Origin of the sequence: Nocardia asteroides, assembly GCA_019930625.1 — a bacterium.
Taxonomy (GTDB): Bacteria; Actinomycetota; Actinomycetes; order Mycobacteriales; family Mycobacteriaceae; genus Nocardia; species Nocardia sputi.
Genome location: CP082844.1, coordinates 1,640,152 through 1,663,607 on the forward strand (window position 1 = coordinate 1,640,152; position 23,456 = coordinate 1,663,607).

The 23,456-nt window shown below is 69.1% G+C and carries 20 protein-coding genes; 8 read left to right on the forward strand and 12 right to left on the reverse strand.

What is annotated here, in order from left to right; all coding sequences use genetic code 11:
- Positions 1 to 176 precede the first annotated feature (176 nt).
- Positions 177 to 1,310 carry a hypothetical protein gene (locus K8O92_07675; GenBank protein UAK33801.1) on the reverse strand — a complete coding sequence of 378 codons (1,134 nt, stop codon included), beginning with the start codon at positions 1,308 to 1,310 and terminating at the stop codon, positions 177 to 179.
- A gap of 66 nt (positions 1,311 to 1,376) precedes the next feature.
- On the reverse strand, positions 1,377 to 2,159 hold the full coding sequence (locus K8O92_07680; GenBank protein ID UAK33802.1) for an SDR family oxidoreductase: 783 nt from the start codon (positions 2,157 to 2,159) through the stop codon (positions 1,377 to 1,379).
- Positions 2,160 to 2,310: 151 nt separating this feature from the next.
- On the opposite strand from K8O92_07680, the gene K8O92_07685 reads away from it, so the two are divergent.
- Genes K8O92_07685 through K8O92_07700 form a run of 4 tightly spaced genes read left to right on the forward strand, consistent with a single transcriptional unit; the run spans position 2,311 to position 8,259 of the window.
- Positions 2,311 to 3,657, forward strand: coding sequence for a lipase family protein (locus tag K8O92_07685; protein UAK33803.1), 1,347 nt, complete (start codon positions 2,311 to 2,313; stop codon positions 3,655 to 3,657).
- 59 nt (positions 3,658 to 3,716) lie between these two features.
- Positions 3,717 to 4,529 carry a tRNA (guanosine(46)-N7)-methyltransferase TrmB gene (gene trmB / locus K8O92_07690; GenBank protein ID UAK33804.1) on the forward strand — a complete coding sequence of 271 codons (813 nt, stop codon included), beginning with the start codon at positions 3,717 to 3,719 and terminating at the stop codon, positions 4,527 to 4,529.
- Complete coding sequence (locus tag K8O92_07695) at positions 4,526 to 5,254, forward strand: NYN domain-containing protein (GenBank protein ID UAK33805.1); 729 nt, start codon at positions 4,526 to 4,528, stop codon at positions 5,252 to 5,254. The genes trmB and K8O92_07695 overlap by 4 nt, the downstream gene beginning before the upstream one ends.
- Entirely contained in the window at positions 5,254 to 8,259 is a 3,006-nt protein-coding gene (locus tag K8O92_07700; protein UAK33806.1) for an MMPL family transporter, read from the forward strand. Before K8O92_07695 ends, K8O92_07700 begins: the two co-directional genes overlap by 1 nt.
- 92 nt (positions 8,260 to 8,351) lie before the next feature.
- Here the strand turns inward: K8O92_07700 and K8O92_07705 are convergent, their stop codons facing one another.
- The gene (locus K8O92_07705; protein UAK35504.1) at positions 8,352 to 9,998 is read right to left on the reverse strand and encodes a DUF2339 domain-containing protein; all 1,647 of its coding nucleotides are present in this window, start codon (positions 9,996 to 9,998) and stop codon (positions 8,352 to 8,354) included.
- 648 nt (positions 9,999 to 10,646) lie between these two features.
- Positions 10,647 to 11,099 carry a hypothetical protein gene (locus tag K8O92_07710; protein ID UAK33807.1) on the reverse strand — a complete coding sequence of 151 codons (453 nt, stop codon included), beginning with the start codon at positions 11,097 to 11,099 and terminating at the stop codon, positions 10,647 to 10,649.
- Positions 11,100 to 11,471: 372 nt separating this feature from the next.
- On the opposite strand from K8O92_07710, the gene K8O92_07715 reads away from it, so the two are divergent.
- On the forward strand, positions 11,472 to 12,662 hold the full coding sequence (locus tag K8O92_07715; protein UAK33808.1) for a helix-turn-helix transcriptional regulator: 1,191 nt from the start codon (positions 11,472 to 11,474) through the stop codon (positions 12,660 to 12,662).
- Here the strand turns inward: K8O92_07715 and K8O92_07720 are convergent.
- The 7 genes from K8O92_07720 to K8O92_07750 form a co-directional block, all read right to left on the reverse strand.
- The gene (locus K8O92_07720; protein UAK33809.1) at positions 12,659 to 13,027 is read right to left on the reverse strand and encodes a MerR family transcriptional regulator; all 369 of its coding nucleotides are present in this window, start codon (positions 13,025 to 13,027) and stop codon (positions 12,659 to 12,661) included. The genes K8O92_07715 and K8O92_07720 overlap by 4 nt on opposite strands.
- A 118-nt stretch (positions 13,028 to 13,145) precedes the next feature.
- Positions 13,146 to 13,664: a PadR family transcriptional regulator gene (locus tag K8O92_07725; GenBank protein UAK33810.1), complete on the reverse strand. Its 519-nt coding sequence runs from the start codon at positions 13,662 to 13,664 to the stop codon at positions 13,146 to 13,148.
- Positions 13,661 to 14,275: an L-2-amino-thiazoline-4-carboxylic acid hydrolase gene (locus tag K8O92_07730; GenBank protein ID UAK33811.1), complete on the reverse strand. Its 615-nt coding sequence runs from the start codon at positions 14,273 to 14,275 to the stop codon at positions 13,661 to 13,663. Before K8O92_07730 ends, K8O92_07725 begins: the two co-directional genes overlap by 4 nt.
- Before the next feature lie 357 nt (positions 14,276 to 14,632).
- Positions 14,633 to 15,277 (reverse strand): DUF1707 domain-containing protein, encoded by a 645-nt coding sequence (locus K8O92_07735; protein ID UAK35505.1) that lies wholly within the window; start codon positions 15,275 to 15,277, stop codon positions 14,633 to 14,635.
- Positions 15,278 to 15,397: 120 nt separating this feature from the next.
- Positions 15,398 to 16,063 carry a response regulator transcription factor gene (locus K8O92_07740; GenBank protein UAK33812.1) on the reverse strand — a complete coding sequence of 222 codons (666 nt, stop codon included), beginning with the start codon at positions 16,061 to 16,063 and terminating at the stop codon, positions 15,398 to 15,400.
- Positions 16,064 to 16,079: 16 nt separating this feature from the next.
- On the reverse strand, positions 16,080 to 17,273 hold the full coding sequence (locus tag K8O92_07745) for a DUF5931 domain-containing protein (protein UAK33813.1): 1,194 nt from the start codon (positions 17,271 to 17,273) through the stop codon (positions 16,080 to 16,082).
- A complete protein-coding gene (locus tag K8O92_07750) occupies positions 17,233 to 18,465 on the reverse strand; it encodes an AI-2E family transporter (GenBank protein ID UAK35506.1) in 1,233 nt (410 codons plus the stop codon). Before K8O92_07750 ends, K8O92_07745 begins: the two co-directional genes overlap by 41 nt.
- Positions 18,466 to 18,668: 203 nt before the next feature.
- On the opposite strand from K8O92_07750, the gene K8O92_07755 reads away from it, so the two are divergent.
- The 3 genes from K8O92_07755 to K8O92_07765 are packed head-to-tail and all read left to right on the forward strand — an operon-like array spanning position 18,669 to position 21,714.
- Positions 18,669 to 20,189: a HAMP domain-containing protein gene (locus K8O92_07755; protein ID UAK35507.1), complete on the forward strand. Its 1,521-nt coding sequence runs from the start codon at positions 18,669 to 18,671 to the stop codon at positions 20,187 to 20,189.
- A gap of 4 nt (positions 20,190 to 20,193) precedes the next feature.
- Positions 20,194 to 21,282: a YbhN family protein gene (locus K8O92_07760; GenBank protein UAK33814.1), complete on the forward strand. Its 1,089-nt coding sequence runs from the start codon at positions 20,194 to 20,196 to the stop codon at positions 21,280 to 21,282.
- 60 nt (positions 21,283 to 21,342) lie between these two features.
- Positions 21,343 to 21,714 (forward strand): DUF3054 domain-containing protein, encoded by a 372-nt coding sequence (locus K8O92_07765; protein ID UAK33815.1) that lies wholly within the window; start codon positions 21,343 to 21,345, stop codon positions 21,712 to 21,714.
- On the opposite strand, the gene K8O92_07770 is transcribed toward K8O92_07765, so the two are convergent.
- Positions 21,715 to 23,352: a penicillin-binding protein gene (locus K8O92_07770; protein ID UAK35508.1), complete on the reverse strand. Its 1,638-nt coding sequence runs from the start codon at positions 23,350 to 23,352 to the stop codon at positions 21,715 to 21,717.
- Positions 23,353 to 23,456: the final 104 nt, after the last annotated feature.

The window sequence follows — 23,456 nt, forward strand, 5'->3', positions numbered from 1 at the left end:
GGGGATTCCATCGCTCGACCACGGCCGCGAGCTCGGGCGATGCGGCGAGGGCGGTCACCGGGGCCGGGCGACCGGACTCGCCATCGGCGGGCGAATCTCGATCGGCCCCGTCGCGACCGGCGCCCGAGACCGGATCCGTCCCGGGACCTGTGGTCGCCGCCGACGATTCCGGTGGTTCAGAGACCGGCACTGCTCATCCGTTCCCATAGTCGGACGTACCCGTTGTGCACCCGCAACGCGGCGCGGCGCGCGGCGGGGGGCATGTCGCTGGTGACGACGGCGCGCCAGCGGGTCGCGCGGGCAAGCGCATCGTCGGCGTCCGACGGCGCGGGTGCCGGATACCCCGCCGCGAGGTGGGCCACCTCGGGTCCGGCCAGGCCCGCGCAGAGTCCGAGCCAGAGAGCGTCGTCGCTGTAGAGATAGGACTCCAGGAGATCGCGCGCGCGGCCGCCCTCCTCCGGGACCGCGCGAGCGGCGAGGCGGGCCAGCTCGTCGAGCAGTTCACCGCCGCGCAACGCGGACACCTGCTCGTAGCGGCGGTGCAGCAGCCGGTGCAGCGCGTCGACGCCGCTGGCGGCGTGCAGAATCTGCAGCAGCGTCTGTGGAGCGAGGTCCGGATCGTGGCGCAGGGCGGCGCACGCGCAGGCCACGCCGTACAGGTCCCAGCGACGCAGCAGTTGCTCCCGCTCGGCGGCATCCGGTCCCGGCGCGACGAACAGTTCCGGCGAGAGGATCAGCGCGGGGTCGGCTTCGGCGGCGAGCTTGCGCAGCAGGTCCAGATCAGCGTCGGTCAGCACGCCGGCACGAGTGCGCACAGCCAGCGACGCGACCACCGGAACCACCGGAATCCGCAGTTGTGTGCCGTACTGCTCGGCCGCGGCCACCGCGTCGCCCCAGCGGGAGCCGATCGCGTCCGCCTTGTTCAATACCGCGATGGTGCGCTGCGGCGGCAGCGTAGCCAGCACCCTACGATCGGCGGGTGTCGGCGCCGCCGACAACACGTAGACGACGATGTCGGCGTCGAGTTCCGGATCGGGCGCCCCTGGCCGGTCCACCGGGTCGGTCTCCACCGCGGACATGAGCGCGAGCGCGTGCAGCACGGTGGTCCGCCCCGCGTGCGCGCGCCCGGTCACCTGGATGCGCGGCGGTTTGCGCCATGCGCTGACGGCCGCGGCGGCGGCATACCCGATCTGCGGGTCGCGCCCCGTCCCGAAGCGCAATTCGGCGAGCAGCTTATCGAGCTGATCGTGATCGGACGTGGGAACGCCCCGCTCCCGCAGCGGCCCATCGGAATCAGTGGCTGTCGGCATGCTGCACACCCCCTTTTACGGTGCGCAATTCTGTCAGAAGTCAGGCCATGGGACAGGCTGGACCGCTCAGCTGCCGCTGAAGTACTTGTTCGCGGTCCGCACCGCCCAGTTCGGCGCGTATTTCGCCACCGTCGCCAGTAGCTTCGCCTGCGTGCCGATCTCGTAGTGCACCTTCGGCAGCCGGGCGCGCTTGCGGGTGGCCTCCCAGATTCCGGCGGCCACGTCGTCGGCGCTCAGCCGCACCCCCAGCGACTTCGTCGTCCCCGTCGTCACGCCGTCCACCATGGCGGTGGCCACGAACAGCGGCCAGATCGCGAGCGCCCGGATGTCGTAGCGCTCCCATTCGAGGTCCAGTGCCTCGGTGAAACTCTTGACAGCCGCCTTGGTCGCACCGTAGCTGGCGAGTTCGGCTTGGCCGTAGATCGCCGAAGCCGAGCAGAGGTTGACCACCTGGGCGCCCGGGGTGTCTCGCAGGTAGCGGAACGCGCTGTGCGTTCCGGTGAGCACACCGACCAAGTTGACCTCGACGATCGCCCGGTGGGCGGACAGCTCGATCGACTCGAACCCCCCTGCGCACAGGATGCCCGCGTTGTTGACCAGGATGTCCAACCGTCCGGTCGCGGCGTGGAACTCCGCGAGCCGCTCCGCCCACTGGGTGTCGTTCGTCACATCGAGAACACCGGTGTGCACCGCGCCACCCTTGGCGGTGATGTCCCCGGAAAGCCTGGTCAGCCCCACTTCATCGATGTCATAAGCCCCGACATGGTATCCCTGCGCAGCGAAAAGCAAGGCCGTCGCCCGCCCGATACCGGCCGCCGCGCCGGTGATGAATACAGTCGGTCTGCTCATGCCGGGGAGTCTAGTGCCGCGGACGCCGTGTACTCCGGGGTTCCCAGACGCCCGGTCGGTCACTTACCCTGCTGAAGTGGTCGGCACCACAACCGGTGCGCAGCTTGGCCTTTCGCATGCGGCAACCGACCTCGACGATGAGGAGGTCGCGATGACCGCGGATGTCATCGGCGCTGTCGGCTCGCAGCCCGCTTGTCCCACCGAACGCAAGCCGTTGCTGCCCAGCGCGGACCCGTTCCATCGACCGCCGAAAGGCTTCGCGGCCAAGGCGCCCGGCGCCATCCTGCGCAGCAGGAAGATCGAGATCGCGCTGTTCGGGATCGTGCCGCAACAGGTGTCGGCCTGGCAGTTACTGTACCGCAGCTGTGATCTGCACGGGGCTCCCGAAGCGGCGATCACCACGGTCCTGCTGCCCGTCGACGCGGAACCGGACGAGGATCGTCCGCTGCTGGCCTTCCAGACCGCGATGGACGCGGTGAGCGAGAAGTGCTCCCCGTCCTACGCCCTGCGCTCCGGCGCGCGTGCGCTCGGCTCGATCACCCAGTTGGAATGGCTGCTGGTGGCGAACGCGCTGCGGCGCGGCTGGGCGGTGAGCATCGCCGATCACGAGGGTCCGCACGGTAATTTCGGTGCGCCGCGTGAGCCCGGTTACCGCGCGCTCGACGGCATCCGCGCCGCGCTGCGGTTCGGTCCGCTCGGTCTCGGCCCGCGAACCCGCGTCGCGGTGTGGGGCTACTCCGGCGGTGGCATGGCCAGCTCCTGGACGGTAGAGATGGCGCCGACGTACGCCCCCGAACTGGACATCGTCGGCGCGGTGCTCGGCGCCCCGGTCGGCGACCCGCGCCAGGTCTTCGACCGGTTGAACGGCACCCCCTACGCGGGACTGCCCGCCATCGTCATCGCCGCACTGCGCAGGCTGTACCCCGCGTTGAGCTCGCTGATCGACAACGAGCTGAGCCCGGACGGCCACCGGTTCGTCGTCCGCGCGGAGAACGCGACGCCGCTCGGCGCGATCCTCGGGCTGGCCAACAAGAAGGTGGACGACTTCTTGGACCGCCCGCTCGCCGAGGTGCTCGACACCCCGGAACTGAACGCGATGTTCGACGATCTGCGGCTCGGCAACACGACGCCGTCCTGCCCGCTGCTGGTTGTGCAACCCATCCACGACCAGATCATCCACATCTCGGGCGTCGACGAACAGGTGGCGCGCTACCGCCGCGGCGGCGCCGCGGTGACCTACGTGCGCGACCGGCTCAGCGAGCATTTCTCGCTGCTGCCGCTGTCCACCCCGATCAGCCTCGACTGGCTGGCCGACCGGTTCGCCGGGCAACCGGTGAGCGACGTCGGCGACACCACCGTATGGTCGGTCGCGGCCTCGCCGTCGGGGGTGCGCGGCCTGCTGGAAATGGCGGTCACAGCGGCCAAGGTCGCGCTGGGCAGGCCCCTGCGCCAGCAACAGCCGACCGCGCCCAGGATCGCCCCCGCGCGCGCCGCCTGACCTCCCGCTCAGCGAGCCGTGCACGACCGCTTACCGCACTGATCGCGGGATGCTGGACAATGGACGTCGTGAACGACGCCGCGAACCATACTGCCGAGTCAGTTCCGGGCCCGCCGTCCACAGCTTCGGCTCCGGCCGAGGGCGGGCCCCGGCACAAGACCGGCTCCCGCCTGTACCCCCGAGTCACCAGCTTCCGGTCGCGCAGGGGCGCGCTGACCGCGACCCAGCAGCAATCCTGGGACCGGATGTGGCCCTCGATCGGCCGCGAGGTCGCCGACGAGCCACTGGACGCGGCCGCGTGGTTCGGCCGCGACGCGCCGCTTGTCGTCGAGATCGGCTGCGGCACGGGCACCGCGACGGCCGCCATGGCGCAGGCCGAACCACACCTGAACCTGATCGGCATCGAGGTCTACCAGCCCGGCCTCGCGCAGTTGGTGCAGCGCATCGAGCGCGAAGGGATCGGCAATATCCGCCTGCTACGCGGAGACGCGGTCGACGTGCTGGAGAACATGATTGCCCCAGAGTCGCTCACCGGCGTCCGAGTGTTCTTTCCCGACCCGTGGCCGAAGGCGCGCCACCACAAGCGGCGGCTGCTGCAGCCCGCGACGGTCGCGTTGATCGCCGACCGCCTGAAGCCGGGGGGTGTGTTGCACGTCGCCACCGACCATGCCGGCTACGCCGAGCACATCCACGAGGTCGGCATGGCAGAGCCCCTGCTCAAAGGATTGAACGAGACCACGGGCGGGGTCAGCGAGGAGCATCGGGCCACGGCGCCCATCGGTTTCGAGCGTCCGGTCACCAAGTTCGAAGGCAAGGCACATCGCGCCGGTAGCGCCATCACCGAGCTCATATGGGGGAAGATCGACCGATGAGCGTCAGTGAGATGGCCCACGAAGTGGTCGATGTTGCCGGGGAGGTGCACGGGGGCGGAGCGGAAGGTCTGGGCGGCTCGACGCCGGACGTGCGCAGGGTCCTGTTGGTGTGGGACGCCCCGAACCTCGACATGGGCCTCGGCGCCATCCTCGGCGGTCGTCCGACCGCCGCCTATCGTCCGCGGTTCGACGCGCTCGGCCGCTGGCTGCTGGCCCGGACCGCCGAACTCTCGGTGGGCGCCGTGCATCGCGTGGAACCCGAGGCCACCGTCTTCACCAACATCGCGCCCGGCACCGCCGACGTCGTGCGGCCCTGGGTGGAAGCCCTGCGCAACGTGGGCTACGCGGTCTTCGCCAAACCCAAGATCGACGAGGATTCCGACGTCGACGCCGACATGCTGGCGCACATCGCGTTACGCAGTCGCGGCGCCGGTTTGGCGGGCATCATGGTGGCCTCGGCCGACGGCCAGGCGTTCCGCGAACCGCTGGAGGAACTCGCCGCCAAAGGCGTGCCGGTCCAGGTACTCGGCTTCCGTGAGCACGCGAGTTGGGCCGTCACATCCGATACTCTCGAATTCATCGACCTCGAGGACATTCCGGGCGTGTTCCGCGAACCGCTGCCCCGAGTTAGCCTCGACTCGCTGCCCGACGAGGGTGCCTGGCTGCAGCCGTTCCGGCCGCTGTCGGCACTGCTCACCTCTCGCCCCGCCCAAGGAGTCGCTTAGTGTTCACACGCTGGGGCGATCTGGTATACCGCCTGCGTTTTGCCGTCATCGGCGTCGTCGTGGCGGCCCTCCTGGCTTTGGGCGGTTACGGCCTCGGCTTGGAACACCATCTCAGCTCCAGCGGGTGGGACGATCCGACCTCGGAGTCCGCGCAGGCCGCGCGGATCGCCGACGCGGCGTTCGGCCGTGATCACAACAGCGACGTGATCCTGCTCTACACCGCGCCCGAGGGCAGAACGATCGATGACCCCGAATTCAGCGGCAAGGTCGTCGCCAATCTCGCGAGCCTGCCGCGCGAGCACCCGGACGAGATCACCAAGATCAACGGAACGTACTGGCGCAACGACGCCGGTATCCCCGCGCAGCCCAGCGTCTTCGGTGCGAAGGACAAGAAGCACGCCTTCGCCTCGGTGGCCATCAACGGCAACAACGACACCGAGATGGTGCGCAACTACCGCAAGGTGAAGGACGTCTTCTACATTCCGGGCGTCGATGTTCAAGTCACCGGGTTGCAGGCGGTGGCGGGCACGCTCAACGACACCATGGCTTCCGACCAGAAGCGCATGGAGATGCTGGCCATCCCCGCGGTGGCGGTGCTGTTGTTCTTCATCTTCGGCGGCCTGGTTGCCGCGGGCCTGCCGCTGGTGGTCGGCGGTCTCACCGTCATCGGCGCCAACGGCATCATCATGGTGCTGACGAAGTTCACGGAGGTGAACTCGTTCGTCTCGGGCGTGGTGTCGATGATCGGTCTCGGCCTCGCCATCGACTACGGGTTGTTCATCGTCAGTCGCTTCCGGGAGGAACTCGCCGAAGGTTACGACACCCGTGCGGCGGTGCGGCGGTCGGTGATGACGGCGGGACGCACGGTCGTGTTCTCCGCGACCATGATCATCGCCAGTCTCGGCGGCATGCTGCTGTTCCCGCAGGGCTTCTTGAAATCGGTGGCCTACGGCACGATCGCCACGGTCTCGCTGGCCGCGCTGACCGCCATCACGATCCTGCCCGCCATGCTCGGTGTACTCGGCCCGCGCGTGGACATGCTGGGCTTCAAGCGCTTCCGCCAGACGAAGACGGCCGAAGAGATCGAGCACGGTTTCTGGGGAAAGATCACTCAGTGGGTGATGAAGCATCCGCTGAAGATCGCCGTGCCGATCTGCATCGTCCTGCTGCTGCTGATCATCCCGGTGAAGAACCTCGCCTTCGGCGGCATCAACGAGCGATACCTGCCGCCGGACAACGCGACCCGCGTCGCGCTCGAGGACTTCTACCAGGTCTTCCCGCTGAAGAAGACCGACCCGGTGCAATTGGTGATGGTGTCCGAGGACAGCAACGCCGTCGGCAAGGTGTGGAAGGAGGCGGGACAGGCGCCCGGCCTCGCCAGCGCTTTCGACGTGCCGAGCCGCTCCACTACCGATCCGAACGTCTATCGCACCAGCGCGACACTCGCGGATTCGGAGAACGCCGACCCCACCATCGAGTACCTGCGGTCGATAGCGGTGCCCGACAGCGTCGATCTCTACGTGGGCGGCCAGCCGACCATCCAGAAGGACAGCATCGACGCGCTGCTGAACCGCATGCCCGCGATGATCGCGCTGGTGCTGTTCGTCACGACGCTGCTGATGTTCCTGACGTTCGGCTCGCTGGTGCTGCCCATCAAAGCCGCGCTGATGAGCGCGCTCGGCCTCGGCAGCACGCTGGGCATCCTGACGTGGATCTTCGTCGACGGGAACGGCGCGACGCCGCTGAACTTCACCCCCCAGCCGATCATGTCGCCGGTGCTGGTGCTGATCATCGCCGTGATCTACGGCTTGTCCACCGACTACGAGGTCTTCCTGCTCTCGCGCATGGTCGAGGCGCGCACCCAAGGCGCATCCACCACCGAGGCGGTGCGCGCGGGAACCGCGCACACCGGCCGCATCATCACCGCGGCCGCGCTCATCCTGCTCGTCGTGGTCGGCGCCTTCGCGTTCTCGGACCTGGTGATGATGCAGTACATCGCCTACGGCCTCATCGCGGCGCTGTTCATCGACGCGACCATCCTGCGGATGCTGCTGGTGCCCGCCACCATGAAGCTGCTCGGCGACGACTGCTGGTGGGCGCCCACCTGGATGAAGCGCATCCAGCAGAAGATCGGCCTCGGCGAGCCGATTCTCGACGACGAACGTCCCGGTGGCGGCGAGGTCGTCGACCTGGTCAAGACGACGCCGATCACCGACCCGGTGACGATGCAGATCCCCGCGGTCGCCGACGCCAACAAGGTGCCGCGCAGGCGCAAGCCGCGGACGGTCGCCGAGATCGAGGCGGAGGCGCCCACCAGGCGACTGGACCGCGTCCCGCCGCCGCCCGCACCGCAGGCGACGCCCGCGCCCGCGCCACTCGATCCGACCAGGAAGCGCCCGGAATCTCCGCGCAACGCCACGCCACCGCAGGGTGAGCCGATTCGCCCGCGGCGGATTCCGCAGGTCCCGAACCCCCCGCGCTACACGCCGGACCAGGCGGAGCGGCGACCGCAGTCGCCTCCGGCCGGCCCGCAAGGCCCCGCGGGGCCGCGACCGGCGCCGCCCACCGGCCTGCGGCAGGACCAGCACGGGCCGCACGCCGGTGTGCCATCGGTGATCTTCCCCGAGCACAGCGCGGAAGCGGTCGTCTCGCCGGTCACGCCGCCCGCGCCGCGCCCGACCCACGTGGCGGAATCGCTTCCGCTGTCCGGCCTCTCGCAGGAGCCGGCCGTCGACCTTCCCGGTGCGCCCCGTGCGGCGCGGTATCTCCCGCCCGACGCCGGGGCCGCTCTCGACGGTCCTGCCCACCGCGCACCCGAGCCCGAGGCGCCCGCGGAGCCGAACAATGGGCCCGACACCACCAATCGCAGCAGCATCGAGAGCTGGATGGCCGAACTACGCTCCTCGCGCCGCCACATCGGCAGGCCGGAGCAGGGGCGGCACCACGGCGGCGACGGCCGCACGGTGAGCGTCAACGAACTGCTGCGCCGCCGCGACCGCGAGTGAGCGGGTAGCCGCCGCGAAGAAGGTCGCCACGCCTGGTCGGGTGGTTCGGCCAGGAGGGAACGCGGCGGCCTTCTCGGCGGACGGTCCCGTGGTCAGGGTTGCCGCTGCGTTCCCGCATCGGCGAAGGCGCGGGCGTAGCGGGTACCGGCCAACAGCAGCAGGATGCCGACGATGAGGAAGGCAGCGACGCGGACCAGGCCGTCCAGGGTGGCCAGGTCGAAAAGGAACAGCTTGGCCAGAGCCGCTGCCGTGACCGGCAATCCGGAGCCCAAGGCGAGTTTGGCGACAGCGGGTTCGGTGGCGAGCTTGCGCAGGCCGAACAGCAGAGCGCCGGTCGCGCCTGCCATCCACAGGATGGTCGCGGCGCTGTGGCCGACGAGGAACCCGTTCGGGGTCCCGGCCGCGACGCCGATAGAGACCGTCACCGCGGTCACCGCGTAGAGCCCGGCGACGCTCGCGGTAATCCATTGCCACTCATTGCCCGTCGCCGAGCCGCGCAACCGCCGCGCGCTCCACAGCGCGACCGCGACCACCCCGAGGGCGAGTACCGCGCCGAGCACCGTCGCCACACCCAGATTCGCCTCCGAGCGATGCTGCGAGGCAAGCACTTCCGGTCCCGCGATATTCAGCAACCCGAAGCCGCCGAGCACCGCGAACGCCGCGCCGATGCCCGCCGCCGGGCGGGACATCCGCTGGCCCGCCACGGCGAGGAAGCCCAGCGCCACCACGAGCAGCGCCGTGGGCAGTGTCCGGGGCTGGGTCGCGCCGACGCACGCCTCGAGCAAGGCGATCGATCCCGCCACGGCCGCGACGAGCGCGGTATGTCCCGGAATGCGCACGTGCGCGTCCAGTTTCGGTACCGTGCTCACCGCGGCGACGAGCAATAGCAGCGCGGCGGCGGACGAGGCCACCACAACCGAAACGAGCCGTTGCTCGTACATCCCCGGGGCGATCAGCACCGGCACCAGCGCCGCCGCCATCGTCAGCGAGGCGGTGAGATCGGCGGGCCGACGACGGACGACGACGATCGTCCCGGCCAGCCCGACCAGCGCGACCGCCGCCGCGGCCACGAGCAGCCAGGTGCGTTCCTGCGCCGTAGGAGTTCCCACGGCCGCGCCCGCGACGAACACGAACGTCGCCAGTACGGCGGGCAATGTCCGCGCCACGTGCAGGTACGGCCAATCTCGCGTCCATTGCACCGGCACGCAGGCCAGTTGCAACACGATCAAGAACGCCAGCAGCACCAGCCGAGTGGTCAACACCGGTGACAGCACCGCGGCGGCCAGCACCACCAGCACCGCCAACGGCTGTGACCGCCACTGCATCGCCAGGGCGACGCCGCAGGCCGCGACGCCGAACGCGACCGCGAGCCCGAGCACCGGATGCAGCCAGTGATAAAGGGCGGTCACCGCCACCACGTCGAGATAAGCGCCCGCGATGCCGGTGGCGGCCAGCGCGATAGCGCCGACTCGTCCGCCGGTCCGCCCGAAGACCCGCACGCCCGCACCCACCAGCGCCGCCGAGAACACCGCTCCGGCGACCACTCTCGGCACCGGCCCGAAGAAACCCGCCTGAGCGGCCAACACCAGGAGCATCGCGACGCCGATCAACGTCACCGCGACACCAGCCAGCGCCAGGATCCGGCTGATCACCCCGTCACGCTGCCACCACGGAGTGTGCGGCACTCGCGGTTGGGCACGCGGCGGGACGGGCGGACGCGGCGGCACAGCTCCCGGCATCGGCCACGGTGCGTTCTGCGGCCACGGAGCTCCTCCGCCGGAAGCGCTGCCAGGCGGCGGTGCGAAACGTGGTGCGTATGCGGGTTGCGGCGGCGGAACCGGCATACCGGCTGTCGGCGAATGACCGGGCCAAGGCGGGATCATCGGCGGTACCGCTGCGGGCGCGGGCTCTGATCCCGCGAATCCCCCGCTCGCGGAGGCTTCCGTCGCACTCGACGACCCACCCGCAACTGGACGACCGGGCGCATCGGGTGCCGTTCCCCCGGGCATCCGGTCACCGGTCCCGCCCGGTACCGAGCCCTTCGGAGCCCCAGCGCCCGGCATCGACCCGGTCAGGGGCGCTTCCGTTGCGGCTGCGCCGGACTCCGCCTCGGCACCCGCCGAATCCGCGGCGATTTGCTCGCGCAGCAACCGCAGGTCCCGCCCGAGCACGCCCAGCTGCGTCCCCAGCGTGGTGAACTCGCTGGAGAGCCGGGCGAGCAGCGCCGGATCGATAGAGGTAGTCATGACTTCATGCTCGTCGCCGCGAAGCGAGCGAGCATGAGTAGTAACCCCTGTAGACAGCCGAGTTCTACCCGTACCGTGCGGGTACCCCGCCCGACCGACCCGCACCCGGGCAGTCGAGTGCGGGCCGGTCGCGCCGGATGGTCAGTGGGCGCGCAAGCCGATGACCTCGTGCACGGCGTCGATCACCGCCGAGCGAGGCGGCATGCGCAAGACGCCCGGCGCGGGTTCGCCCGCCCAGTGCCAGCCGAGGGCCGAGTCGGAACTGGGCAGCAGGACGATACGACCGCCGGGCACCACGGTGACCCCGTGTCCGGCGAGGCAGCGCCGGACCGGGACCTCGACCGGCCGAGCGGGGCTCGGCGGCGCGACGAGAAAGGTCCACGTGCGCTCGCCCGGGTCGGCGATCACCGGTGCGGCGTGGTTACGGTTCAACTGGGACAAGACCTTCCGGCCCAATTCCGGCGGCATGACGATAGCCCCGATAATAGAGCCGGTGGTGATGGTCGGGCGTCCGGCGAGAAGCTGAACCGGCAGCCCGTACCTATGCCGCAGCAGACGCGCGACTTCATGCGGAGAATGACAGCCCTCGAACATTCGCCTACCCCCGATCGATGACGTCGAATCCGATGGTGACGAGGGACTTTCGGGGTAGCGGCCCGTGCTGTTCGCGCATCCGCGTTCTGGCGTTCGCCGGTAGGGCGCTGACGTGGCGTACCGATCGAAATGTGCTGTGGCGCGCCGGTCGCGTGGTCTGTGCGGCGGGCCGGCACGCGCGATCGGCACGCCCGGCCTGCACGGTGGTATTCGGCATGATTTTCATCGCCGCCGCCCTTTGCAGTCAAAGTTGCAGAAAGGCAACGGTATTCCAACTCGGAGCCGACGAGTCGTACGCAATGTCCCACTTCGGTGGTCCCAGATAACATAGCGTCGTACTCTGAAACCCAGATTTAACAAAAGGACTTGGGTATGGACGAATCGTCGATCGGAGTTCGGATCCGCCAGTTCCGCGGCAAGGCGCTGACCCAGCGCCAGCTCGCCGACCAGGCGGGAGTGAGCGTGGATCTGGTGCGCAAACTCGAGCAGGGCGGTCGCCAGACCGCGTCCATCGCCAGCTTGCAGAAGATCGCGCGGGCCCTGGACGTGGACATCGCCGACCTGATCGGCAAGCGCCAGGGCGTGCCGTCCGCCAACCCGGACGCGGGCATCGTCGCTATCCGCCGAGCTTTGACACCGGTCGACGACCTGCTCGGCGAGACCGAAGAGGAGGCGGCGGTCAGCCTCGACGACGGGCGCAGGGCGGTCGACTACGCCTGGGGCGCTTACTGGTCGGGCCGTTACGAACTGCTGACCTCGATCCTGCCGCCCGGATTGACCCAGCTGCGTGCCACCGTGCACGCCGCCCGCAACGGTTCGGTAGCGCCCGCCAACGAGTTGCTGGCCAGGATGTATTGGGTAACCGGATGCACGCTGGTACATCTCGGCCAGACCGATCCGGCGTTCCTGGCGATCCGGCAGGCGCTCTCCGCCGCCGAGCTGGGCAACGACCCGCTGCTACTGGCCACCATCCGCGGTTCGGTTGCCTGGCAGCTGCTGGTGCAGGGCCGCTACGACGAGTCGCGCGGCGTCGCGCTGAACGCGGCGGCGACCCTGGAGCCCTCCGGCGAGGTCACGCCTGCGCACCTGTCCGCCTACGGATCGCTGGTGTTGCAGGGTGCGACCGCGGCGGGCCGGGCGCAGGACGTTCACGAAGCGTTGTCGCTGGTGGAGGCCGCGAGCGAGGTCGCGGTGCGGATCGGTCAGGATCGGCAGGACTACGAGACCTATTTCGGCCCTTCGCAGGTCGTCATGCAGACCGTCGATGTCAACGTCTCCTCCGAGCGTTACCCCGAGGCGCTGGCCGCCGCCAAGGACATGCCTGCCAACGGCAGTCTCCCGCAGGCGTCCCGGGCTCGGCACCTGGCCGACACGGCGGTCGCGCTGACCCGCACCGGCAGGCACCAGCGCGCGCTGGACGCCTTGCTGACCGCGGAGCGGGTGGGCGGCGCGGATTGGCTGAAGTACCAGACGCTGCCCCGCCATATCGTGTCCGAACTGCTCGACCACGACCGGAAGGTGCCCCTACGCGCGTTCGCCCGCCGGATCGGGGTCAACACCTAGCTCACCGACCGTTCCCCGGCTCGCTCGATCACCTCGTCCAGCACCTCCCGCGAGCGCAGGAGATCATCGATGGTACGGGTGATCCGCTCCCGCTCGGTCCGCAACTCGGCGACCAGCGCGGGAGTGGCGTGCTCGTTGGGACCACCGTCCGTATCGCGCATGCAGGGCAGGATCCGCGCGATCTTCTTGCTGGTGAGCCCCGCCGCGAGCAGTTCCTGAATGTGGATGACCCGGTCCACCGCCCGCTCCGGATAGTCTCGATGACCGCCGGGCGTGCGATCGGACGCCAGTATGCCTTGCTGCTCGTAGTAGCGCAGCGACCGCTCACTCACGCCGGTGCGCTCCGCGAGTTCCCCGATACGCATCCGCCATCCGGCCTTTCACGTTCCCCTTGAATCTCACATCTGTGTCAAGTTCTACCATCTCGCGCATGTGCGTCCCCCTCCCCGAGGACGGTGGCAGGCAAGCCGGGGTAAGGCGCAGCTACCGCGCGAGAAGTTGGTCGATCAGCGCCAGGTCGGCCTCGAGATGGGCGCGGCCGTTCGTCAGCAGCAGGGCGATGAGGTCGGCTTCGGCGAGGCCGCTTTTGGCGTCGGTGGCGGTGGACCACACTTCGAGTTCGGACCGGAGTCGGTCACGAAGACCGAGCAGTTCGTCACGTGGGAGCGGCTCGGCGAAAGTAAGCATCGTATAGAGGTCACGCGGGTAGCTGCCGCGGATCCGCCCCCAGCCCACCCTGAGCAGATCGGTCAACTCCGCCCGGCCGGCGGCGGTGATGCGGTAGACCTTGCGGGCTGTCGAGTCGCGGACAGACTCGGGCGTCTCGACCACCTCTGCCGTGCCGGCACGCTCGAGACTGGCCAGCGCGTGATACACCGAACCGCGTTTGACATCGGTCCACCGCTCGGCGTGGCTGGACTCCAACCAGCGCCGGATCTCGTATCCGTGCTTGGGTCCCTGCGCAAGCAGGCCGAGCACGAGAATCCGGGTAGCGGCACTCATGATCGGACGGTGTCGGCGAGTTCGGTCATCACGAACCAGCAGGAGGGGCCGCCATACCCGAAGGTCGTCGGGCGCTCGACCCGGATGCCGTGACGCTCCTCGGAAGCGGCGTCCATCCAGGACGTGTCGAAATCGCAGAACGTCGGCAATAGTTCCTCGGCGTCGGTGGCGATCAAGATCTGCTGGTAGTAGCACTTTCGGACGACCGCTATGTAGCCGTTCGCGTCGTCCTGGGGATGGTCGAAGCGGAAGGCGCCGCCGAAGAAGTCACGTTCGCGCTGTTTGGAACCTTCGCGCAGCACATCGAGCGGATTGCCCGAGGCGTCGAGCGCGGTCTCGGTATCGCGGCGGATCCAGTCGTAGAACGGGCCGAGGAATGCCGCGCGGAACTGCTCGATCGCTTCTTGCTGGGTGTTGCGGTGCCGCAAGCACCGATAGGCGGCGACCGACAGGGCGGTAAACCAGAGAATGTCGAGGGCCGGTTTGTCCACGGCGGTGTGTCGTTGTTCGTCGACGATACCTGCGGCATCGGCCACCACAGCGGCTTCATCGAGTGGGGCGAGGGCGGCGAGGAACGGCGTGCTGAACCAAGTGACATCAGTAGGAATCACGACACAAGGTTAGTCAAATTTGACCTATAGTCAAATTTGACTCATTGCTCCGTCATCCAGGGGTTCCGGTAGTGCAGCGCGGGAAACAACAGGTTTGGTGTAATCCGTTGATGGGGCACCCAGCACCCACGGCGTATCCGCCCGATTTTTCGGCCGACGCTACGGCTTCTCCAAGCCAGTTCGGCGGCGGCGCGGATTTGATCTCGCTGGGGCCGAGATCTTCCTTGCCGATCCGATCTGGTGGAACGGTTCCGCACGGGGGCGCCGCGGAACCCGGTGCGCGACGCGCACCGGATGTACGTGGGCTACACCGACCACCCGACGCCGTGGCCCCTGCGGCGGACTGACCCGGTCGGCTCAGCGCCCCATCAACTTGCGCCACTGCGCGATGAACGGGTGCTTCGCCGTAACCGATCCGAATCGCATCTTGCCGTGCACCACCAGATGCAGCGGGCCGAGCGGCGGGCCGGTGCGGACCTTGTTGTTCACGCTGGAACCGATCAGCTCCAGCCCGTTCAAGTCGACGGTGGCCTCCGCGGGCACGATCAGGGTGACCGAACCGCAGAAGTCGTCGACGCGCACCTCCACGACCTGGGTCGACATGATCGCCTCGGTGAAATCCAATGTGACGCCGGACATCCAGTTGTTCAGATACAGCGTGGGCGGCACCTGCCACGGACCACGGCGGTTCACCCCGGCCATGCGCGAACGGATCACGTTGCCCGCGGAGTTCGAGCCCGGCGCCGGATGGGCCCGCCCGGCGAAGGCGGGCGAGGAGTTCACGAACGTCGACGACGGCGCCGCGGGCTGCCCGACCAGACGGACACCGGGCAGATCGATCAGCACGGCGTTCAGTTCCCCGCGCGTCTTGGCGGCCAGCGCGGTGTCCATCCGCTCGGTGAACTCACCGAGCGAGAGCATGCCGAGGCCGACCGCGCGCTGCAACAGCTGACCGACATGTTCGCGCTCGGCATCCGACACGCGCAGTTCCCGGTCGCCCACCGCGCCGCCGGAGCCGACCGCATTGGATACCGATTCGGGCCCGCCCATGCGATCGAGGTTACCGAGCCCGCGCGCGGGGCCGCATCAGGGCGATCCCTGATTCGCGACCATCCGCCGGGACTACTCGAGCCCCTGTTCGATGGCGTAGCGAGTCAACTCGACCCGATTGGCCAGCTGCAGTTTGCGCAGCGTCGCCTGCACATGGTTCTCCACCGTGCGATGACTGAGTCCCAGCCGCGCAGCGATCTGTTTGGCCGACAGGCCCTTCGCCACCATCCGGAGTACCTCGGTCTCGCGCTCGGTGAGCGCGGGCCGGTGTGGCTCGTCGGGCCGTGTGGGCGCGGTCGCCATCCGCCGGTATTCGCCGAGCACCAGTCCCGCCAGCCCCGGTGTGAACACCGCTTGACCGGAGGCGGTGGCGCGCACGGCGTCGACCAGCTCGGCCGCCGACGCGCTCTTGACCAGGTAGCCCGATGCGCCCGCTTTGATCGCGTCGAGCACGTCGTCGCGTTCGGCCGACGCCGAGAGCACCAGCACCCGGCTCCGCGGCGACACCCGCAGCACCTCGGCGGTAGCCTGCGCTCCGTTCCCGTCGGGCAGTTGCATGTCCATCAGCACCACGTCCGGGCGCACCGCCGCGGCCCGCCTGGCCGCCGCGCCGACACCGTCGGCCGTCGCCGTCACCTGGAACCCGGCCTCGGTGAGATCGCGGGAGACTCCGTCCCGCCACATCGGGTGGTCGTCCACCACCATCACCGAAATCGGCTCTGCCGCCTGGTCTGTCATCCCCGCCTCCCATCTCTCATCTCGGCACCCGGAATTCCCATTCGGTGCCGAATCCGACGCCGCCGTCGATCTCGGTGAGCAGGTCCGCGCTGCCGCCGAGAGCCGCGATCCGCCCGACGATCGACCGGGAAACTCCCATCCGTCCCTCGGCTTCGGCCTCGGCCAGCCGGCCCGGCGGGATGCCGACGCCGTCGTCGCGCACGCTGATCACCAGTTCGTCACCGGTGTCCTCCAGTAGGACATAGGCTCGAGCATCCGGCCCGGCGTGCAATTCCACATTGGACAGCGCCGTGGCCACGGCCGAGGCGATCTCGTTCGCCACCCAGCGACCGATCCGTACCGGGTCGCCCGGCGTGGACACCGACACCGTGGGAGTGGATTGCGCGGTCAGCAGCGGCCGCAGGTCGACCTCGGCTCCGCCCACGTCCCGGTGATCGGCCTGCTCGGTGATCAGCACGCGCAGCGCCACCTCCTGCTCGCCGGCTCGCAGGGCCAACTCCTCGGTGGGGCCCCCGATCTCGCTGCCGCGGCGCTTGATGTAGCTGAGCACCTGCAACACCCCGTCGTGCACCTCGCGGGACAGTCGTTCGCGCTCTTCGGCCGCCGCGGTCAAGCGCACCGCCTGCTCCAGCTGGTCTTGGGCACGCCGCGCGGTGTTGGCGGCCAGGCCGAGCGCGAGGCCCACCGAGACCAGCACCGGCACCGTCGCATCCGTCCACACGTCCTCACCCCACTGATCGCGCACCGTCAGCGACACCGCGGCGATCAGGGCTCCCGACAGCACACCCGCGAACGGTCCGCGCAGGATCGCCGCGCCGATCACGGCGTTGGTGGCCCACAGCGTGGTCGGCAGCGTCTGATGTCCGTGGTACCAGCCGTAGTCGGCGACCAAGCGCGTCGCGGCCATCAACCCGATCACGACCACGTGGTCGCCGATCACCACCCACGTGCGCAGTCGGGCCACCTCGGGGACGCTCCACTGCGACAGCATGATCGCCGAGGCGCCCGACCACACCGCCATCAGCGCGATGAGCACCCAGCTCAACCGCTGGTTGGTGTAGTACGGCACCGAGGCGACCTGCTGGCCCACCGCGTACAGCAGCGTGACCAGGCGCAGCGCCTGCGCGGCCCGCCACAGCGGGGTGGTCGCCACGTCGGCCGAGCGCAGCTCAGTCCTTCGCCGTGCCGTCGTCGGCTTGCGCGCCGTCATCGGATTCCGCCTTCTGCTGCGCCGCTTTCCGCTCCACCGCCCGCTTCTTGGTCGCCTCCAGCAGTGTGGCGGCCACGTCGAACCGGCCGGGATCGGCTCGATCCGGATCGGCCGAATACAGCCCGCGATGCTCGTCACCGGTCTGCAGTTCCTCGTACAACTCCTCGGGACCTTCCAGCAACGACCGGATCGCGGTGTTCATCACCGCGACGAACGGCACCGCGAGCAGACCGCCCGCGATCCCGCCGAGCACCACGCCCGCCGTGATCGCCAGCACCACGGCGAGCGGATGGATGCTGACCGCCCGCCCGAGCAGCAACGGTTGCAGCACATGGCCCTCGAGCTGCATCACCGCGATGATGATGCCCAGCACGATCAAGGCGGTGACGAGGCCTTTGGTCACCAGCGCGATGAACACCGCGATGAACCCGGCGAGAAACGCGCCGATGATCGGGATGAACGCGCCGATGAACACCAGCGAGGCCAGCGGAAGCGCCAAGGGAACACCGAGAATGGCCAGCCCGGCTCCGATGCCGATGGCGTCCACGGCGGCGACCACGACCGTCGCGCGGACGAAACCGACCAGGGTGCCGAACCCGAGCCGCCCGGCGGTGCGCACCCGCTCACGGTGGTCGCTGGGCACGATCCTGGTGACGAACGCCCAGATCTGGTCGCCGCCGTAGAGGAAGAAGATGAGGATGAACAGCGTCAGGAACGCGCCCGTCAGCAGTTCGCCGATCACGGTCGCGGTGGTCAGCGCCCCGCTGGTCAGGCTGTCCTGATTGGACTGGATGGCCTTGACGATGGCGTCGCCGGCGTTGCGGATCTGCTCGTTGCTCAGATGCAGCCTGCCGTTGATCAGCCAATCCTGGATCTGATGGATGCTGTCGGTGAACTTGTCGGTCAGCTGCGGCACACCGGCGACGAACTGTTCGACGACGAAGGTCATGATGCCCGCGACCACACCGATCGAACCGACCAGCGCCACGAAGACACCGACCGCGCGCGGCACGCCCATTCGCTGGATCCAGTCCACCAGCGGCGCCAGCAGAGCCGCCGCCAGCAGCGCGATCGCCAGTGGGATGACCACGGTCGCCAGTTTCTGCACGATCGCCGTGATCGCGATCGCCAGGGCGAACAACACCAGCAGCCGCCAGCCCCACTCCGCCGATACCCGGACGACCGGGTGCACCGTGTCCGCGGCAGGCCGTGACAGCGTGATTTTCCGGTCTGGACTTGACTTCGGGTCGGTCACCTCCGTGAGCCTAACGGGCTCGGCCGACCCCTGTCCGCGATCGGCGCCGCAGCGTCGGCCGCCAGCGCCCGCACTGGCTGTGGGAGCGAAACGCTAGATTGGTCCTCGTGTCGGCGCCCTTGGAAGCGGTCAAACAGACCATGCGAACGCGCTGGCCGCTGTACCTGACATCGATGCTGCTGGCGAACGCTTTCGGCGCGGTTCTGGTGTGGGCGTTCATCCAATACGGGTTACCCGTTCCCGAGGGCGAGCCCTCCGGTGCCAGGCGCACCGGCCTGCTCATCCCGGGCGTCGTCTTCGTGGCGGGCGGCCTGCTCAGCATGGCCGCGTCCGCGCTGATGCTGCGCCCGGTCATGCGCTGGCAGATGCGCGGCGGACCTCCCAGTCGCCAGGAGCAGATGGCCGCGCTGCACGCACCGCTGCGCCAGGCGATCCTGCATCTCGCGCTGTGGCTGATCGGCGGAGCCGTGCTGGCCGCGCTGATCATCAGGGACACTCCCGCGCTGGCCGGTGCGGTCATCGTCACCGAGTGCATGGCCGCGACCATCGTGTTCGGCTTCACCTACATGCTGGGCGAGCGCATCCTGCGCCCGGTCGCGGCGCAGGCGCTGACCGAAGGCACCTTCGATCACACCCTCACCCCGGGCGTCGGCACCAGGATGGCGATGACCTGGGGCATGGGCACCTTCGCCCCCACCATCGCCATCGTGCTGCTGTGCGTCACCCAGATCTCCTCGGACGTGAAGTTCTCCGCGCAGTCGCTGGCCATCTCCATCCTGCTGCTGTGCGGCGTGGTGATCATGCAGGCCCTCGCGCTGTCCATGCTCACCGGATCGAGCATCTCCGATCCGGTGCGCCAGCTCAGCCAAGCCATCGACCGGGTCCAGGCCGGGGCGCGCGACGTGCAGGTCGAAGTCTTCGACGGCAGCGAGATCGGTCTGCTGCAAGTCGGCTTCAACCGGATGATGGAGGAGGCCGCCAAGCGCCGCCAGCTGCAGGAGTTGTTCGGTCAGCACGTCGGCGAGGAGGTGGCGCAGCGGGCGCTGGACTATGGCACCGAACTCGGCGGTGAGACGCGGTTCGTGGCGGTGCTGTTCGTCGACATGGTCGGCTCCACCGCCACCGCGGCCGAGCGCCCGCCCACCGAGGTGGTGAGCCTGCTCAACGAGTTCTTCCGCATCGTGGTCGACGTCATCGACCGCCATCACGGCTTCGTCAACAAATTCGTCGGCGACGCGGCGCTGGCCATCTTCGGCGCGCCGCTGGACCGCCCGGACGCGCCGACCGCAGCGCTCGCCGCCGCGCGCGAATTGCGTGAAACCCTTCGGGAAGTGCCCGGACTCGACATCGGGATCGGCGTTTCGGCCGGTTTGGCCGTCGCGGGAAACATCGGCGCGGCCAATCGATTCGAATACACCGTGATCGGAGATCCCGTCAACGAGGCGTCCCGGCTCACCGAACTGGCCAAAGAACGTCCCGGCCGGACGCTGGCCTCGGGCAGCGCGCTGTATTTCGCCGAGGAAAGCGAGCAGGACCAGTGGGAAACCGGCGACGAGGTACAGCTGCGCGGCAGGCGCAGGAAAACGCTCTTGGCCTGGCCACGAGAACGGGCCGACGCGCCCGGCGATACCGATGTCGAAACGGCGCGTTCGTTAGGCTGACCGCGTGACGGCCGACGGGGAACTGGCAGGAGATCCTGCGCCGCCGCCCACGGCGGGTTCCCGCCGTGGCAAATTTCGCTGGCTGAAATGGGTGCTCGGCGCCGCCCTGCTGGCCCTGCTGATCGCCGAGGGCGTGTATCTCTGGCCGCGCCTGCACGAATCCTGGCGCAAACTCACCGAAATCCACTGGGGCTGGGTGGCGGCCGCGATCTGGCTACAGGCATTGTCCATGAGCGGATTCGCCAGGGTGCAGAAACAACTGCTCAACGCGGGCGGCGTCGCGGTCAGTCAGCGAAAATCCGTCGCGGTGGTCTACGGTGCGACGGCGATGTCGGTGACCCTGCCCGCTGGTCAGGTGTTCTCCACCGCGTTCACCTATCGGCAGACCAGGCGCTGGGGCGCGAGTCCGATCGTCGCCTCCTGGCAGCTGGTGTTCTCCGGCGTGGTCGCCGCGGTGGGGCTGGCGCTGCTCGGTGTCGGCGGCACGCTGCTGGCGGGCGGGCGAGTCGGCCCGCTGCAGCTGATCCTCGCGCCTGCCGCCGTCGTCGCGCTGGTGTGGGCGGGCAATTACGTCTCACGCAATCCCGGTTCGCTGGCGGCGCTGCTGCGCCAACTGCTCGCGCTGGCCAACCGGCTGCGCAAACGCCCGCCCGACCACGGCGCGAACAAGATCGCCGACGTGCTCGATCAGCTGGAATCGGTGCAGCTCGGTAAGCGCGACGGCGTCTTGGTCGCGCTGTGGGCGCTGGTCCACCGCTTCGCCGACGTGGCCTGTCTCGGCGCGGCCTGCTACGCGGTCGGCGCCGACCCGCGCGTCGCCGGTCTGCTGCTCGCGTTCGCCGTCGGCAAGGCGGTGGGGTCCATCCCCTTCGCGCCCGGCGGCATCGTCTATGTCGACGCGACGCTGATCTACGGTCTCACCGCCGCCGCGGGCCTGCCCGCGGCGCAGGCGGTCGCCGCGGCGTTCGTCTATCGGATGGTGAGCTTCATCCTGGTCGCTGTCGTCGGCTGGATCGTCTTCTTGTTCATGTTCCGCACACGGCAGGCCGACGACGCGGAGTTCGAGAAGGAATTCGAGCAGCGGCGGCTGTGACCGTTCGCCGCGCGCCGGGGGCGCGACCTGGTCCGCAGCTACCCCGTTACGCTGGCTCGCGTGAGGAAACTGCTGCCCTTCGTCGCGGATGCGCTGCTCGTCGTCGTCTTCTGCGCGATCGGCAGGCGCAGCCACGACGAAGCGGTGCTCGCGGGCTTGCTGCGCACCCTGTGGCCGTTCGCGGCCGGGCTCGCCGCGGGCTGGGTCGTCGCCGCGGCGCTCGGGTCACGCGCCTCCGATGCCGCCGCACGATTCGACGCCACCGCGCTGTGGCCGACGGGCGTCGTGGTCTGGGCCTGCACCCTGGCCGGGGGCATGCTGCTGCGCGTGGTGAGCGGTCAGGGCACGGCGGTCAGCTTCGTGCTGGTGGCCGGTGTGGTGCTCGCCGTGTTCCTGCTCGGCTGGCGCGCGGTGTACAAAGCCGTGCGGTGATCACGGTTCCGGAGTAGCCAGCGCCTGCAGCATCCTGGCCGCCATCCGCGGGGTCGCGTCCTTGCTGTCCACATCGTTGATGTGGATCGCGAAGACCAGATCGCCCATCGACCCGATCAGCCATCCATCGCCGCCCGCGGTCGCGGCGAAGGCGTCCACGTCCCGGTAGCGCCGCACGCTCGCCAGCTCGGGCGCGTTCGTGGCGTCGCGCAGCATGGCACGCAGCCGGTCGGCGGTCTGCTGCGGCAGCGGCTCGAGCCGGGCGTCGGTGGCGCTGAGCCGTCCGGCCTCGATCATCGGCGGCGGCACCGTACCGCGCACGATCGTCGCCGCGGCGATGGCCATACCGAAGGGACTGGCCAGCACCGCGTCCGAACCACCGCCCTGGAGTACCTGCTCGGCGCTGCGTCCCGCGATGGCCAGGCGTCCGGTCACCTCATCGAGGCCCGGCACCTTGAAGTCGATGCCGACGCCCAGCGCGGTCGCCGCCTCGGCCGCGTCCTGTACGGGGATGTCCTGCGGCGCCTTGCCCTTCGCCGACGCCGCGACGGCGCGGAACAGCTCCATATTGCCGCCCACCGGGTACAGCCCGGTGAACGCCACCGGGCCGTGCTCGCTGGCCTGGCTGTTCTGCGCGACCGCCACCACCGCCCCGCTGGACGGCTGGATCGCCACGATCGAGGCGGGCGTGCCCACACTGACCACCGCGTCCTCGGCGGCGCGTTGCAAGCGCTGGTCCATCGTGCCCGCGATGTCCGGTCCGGGCGGACCCTGCTGACCGGCGAGCTGGGTGATGAAGCGCCCGTCCTGCTCGAACAGCTGGACGCCCCACCCGGAATGCGCCTCCTGGCTCTCCTGCTGCACCTTGCGCAACGCGTCCAGCATCGGCGACCAGACCCGGCGGTCGGCGGAGATCAACCGAGGCTGCTTCTCCATCACCACACCGGGGATCGGAGCCATCCGCGGTTCCAGGATCGCGAAGTCACCCTCGCGCAGGTTCACCGCGACGACCGGCTTGCCCTGCGAGGTGGCCAGCTGCTGCATCAGCGACGGCCCGGTGATCAGCGGCGCGACCGGTTCGATGGCCTCGGCCAGCGCGTTGGTCGACGCGACCGGATCGGGCATCTTGGTGGGATCGAGCTTGACGACATTGATGATCTGCTCGGTCATCAACGGCTCACCGGCGATGTCGTTGACCCGCGGCGCCGGCGTCGGATAGGTGCGCACCAGCCGCACGCTCCGGTTGTGCGCGAGCTGCGGCATCACTACCGCGGGCTCCCAGGAGACCCGCCAGCCGATGGCCAGCTTGCGGACATTGCCCTGCACGCTGTAGTTCCAGTTCTTGCGCTCGCCGAAGCTCCACTCGACGTCCATGCTGAAGATCCCCGACTCCGCGTCCAGCCCGATGAACTGGGTCTTGCGGTAGTCGACCTTGCCGCCCTGAAGCCCGTTGAACATTTGCTTCAAGGTTGCCGAAGCCGCAGTGGGGTACGACGTCAGGTCCGCCGCTTTGGTGTAGTCCTGATCGTCGAGCAGATCCGTGAAGCGCTCCACGACCGCTTCGGCTTCATTCTGCTTCTCGTGTATCCCGCACGACCCGATCCCGAGCGCGAGCGCCGCCACCCCCATGAGTGCCATTGCGCCGCGAACACGAAAGCGGCGGGATCCCCACACGTCCATGTCGCCCACTCTTCACTCTTGTCACTCCAGTAACAAGACCACCGTACCCGAAAAAGACCAGA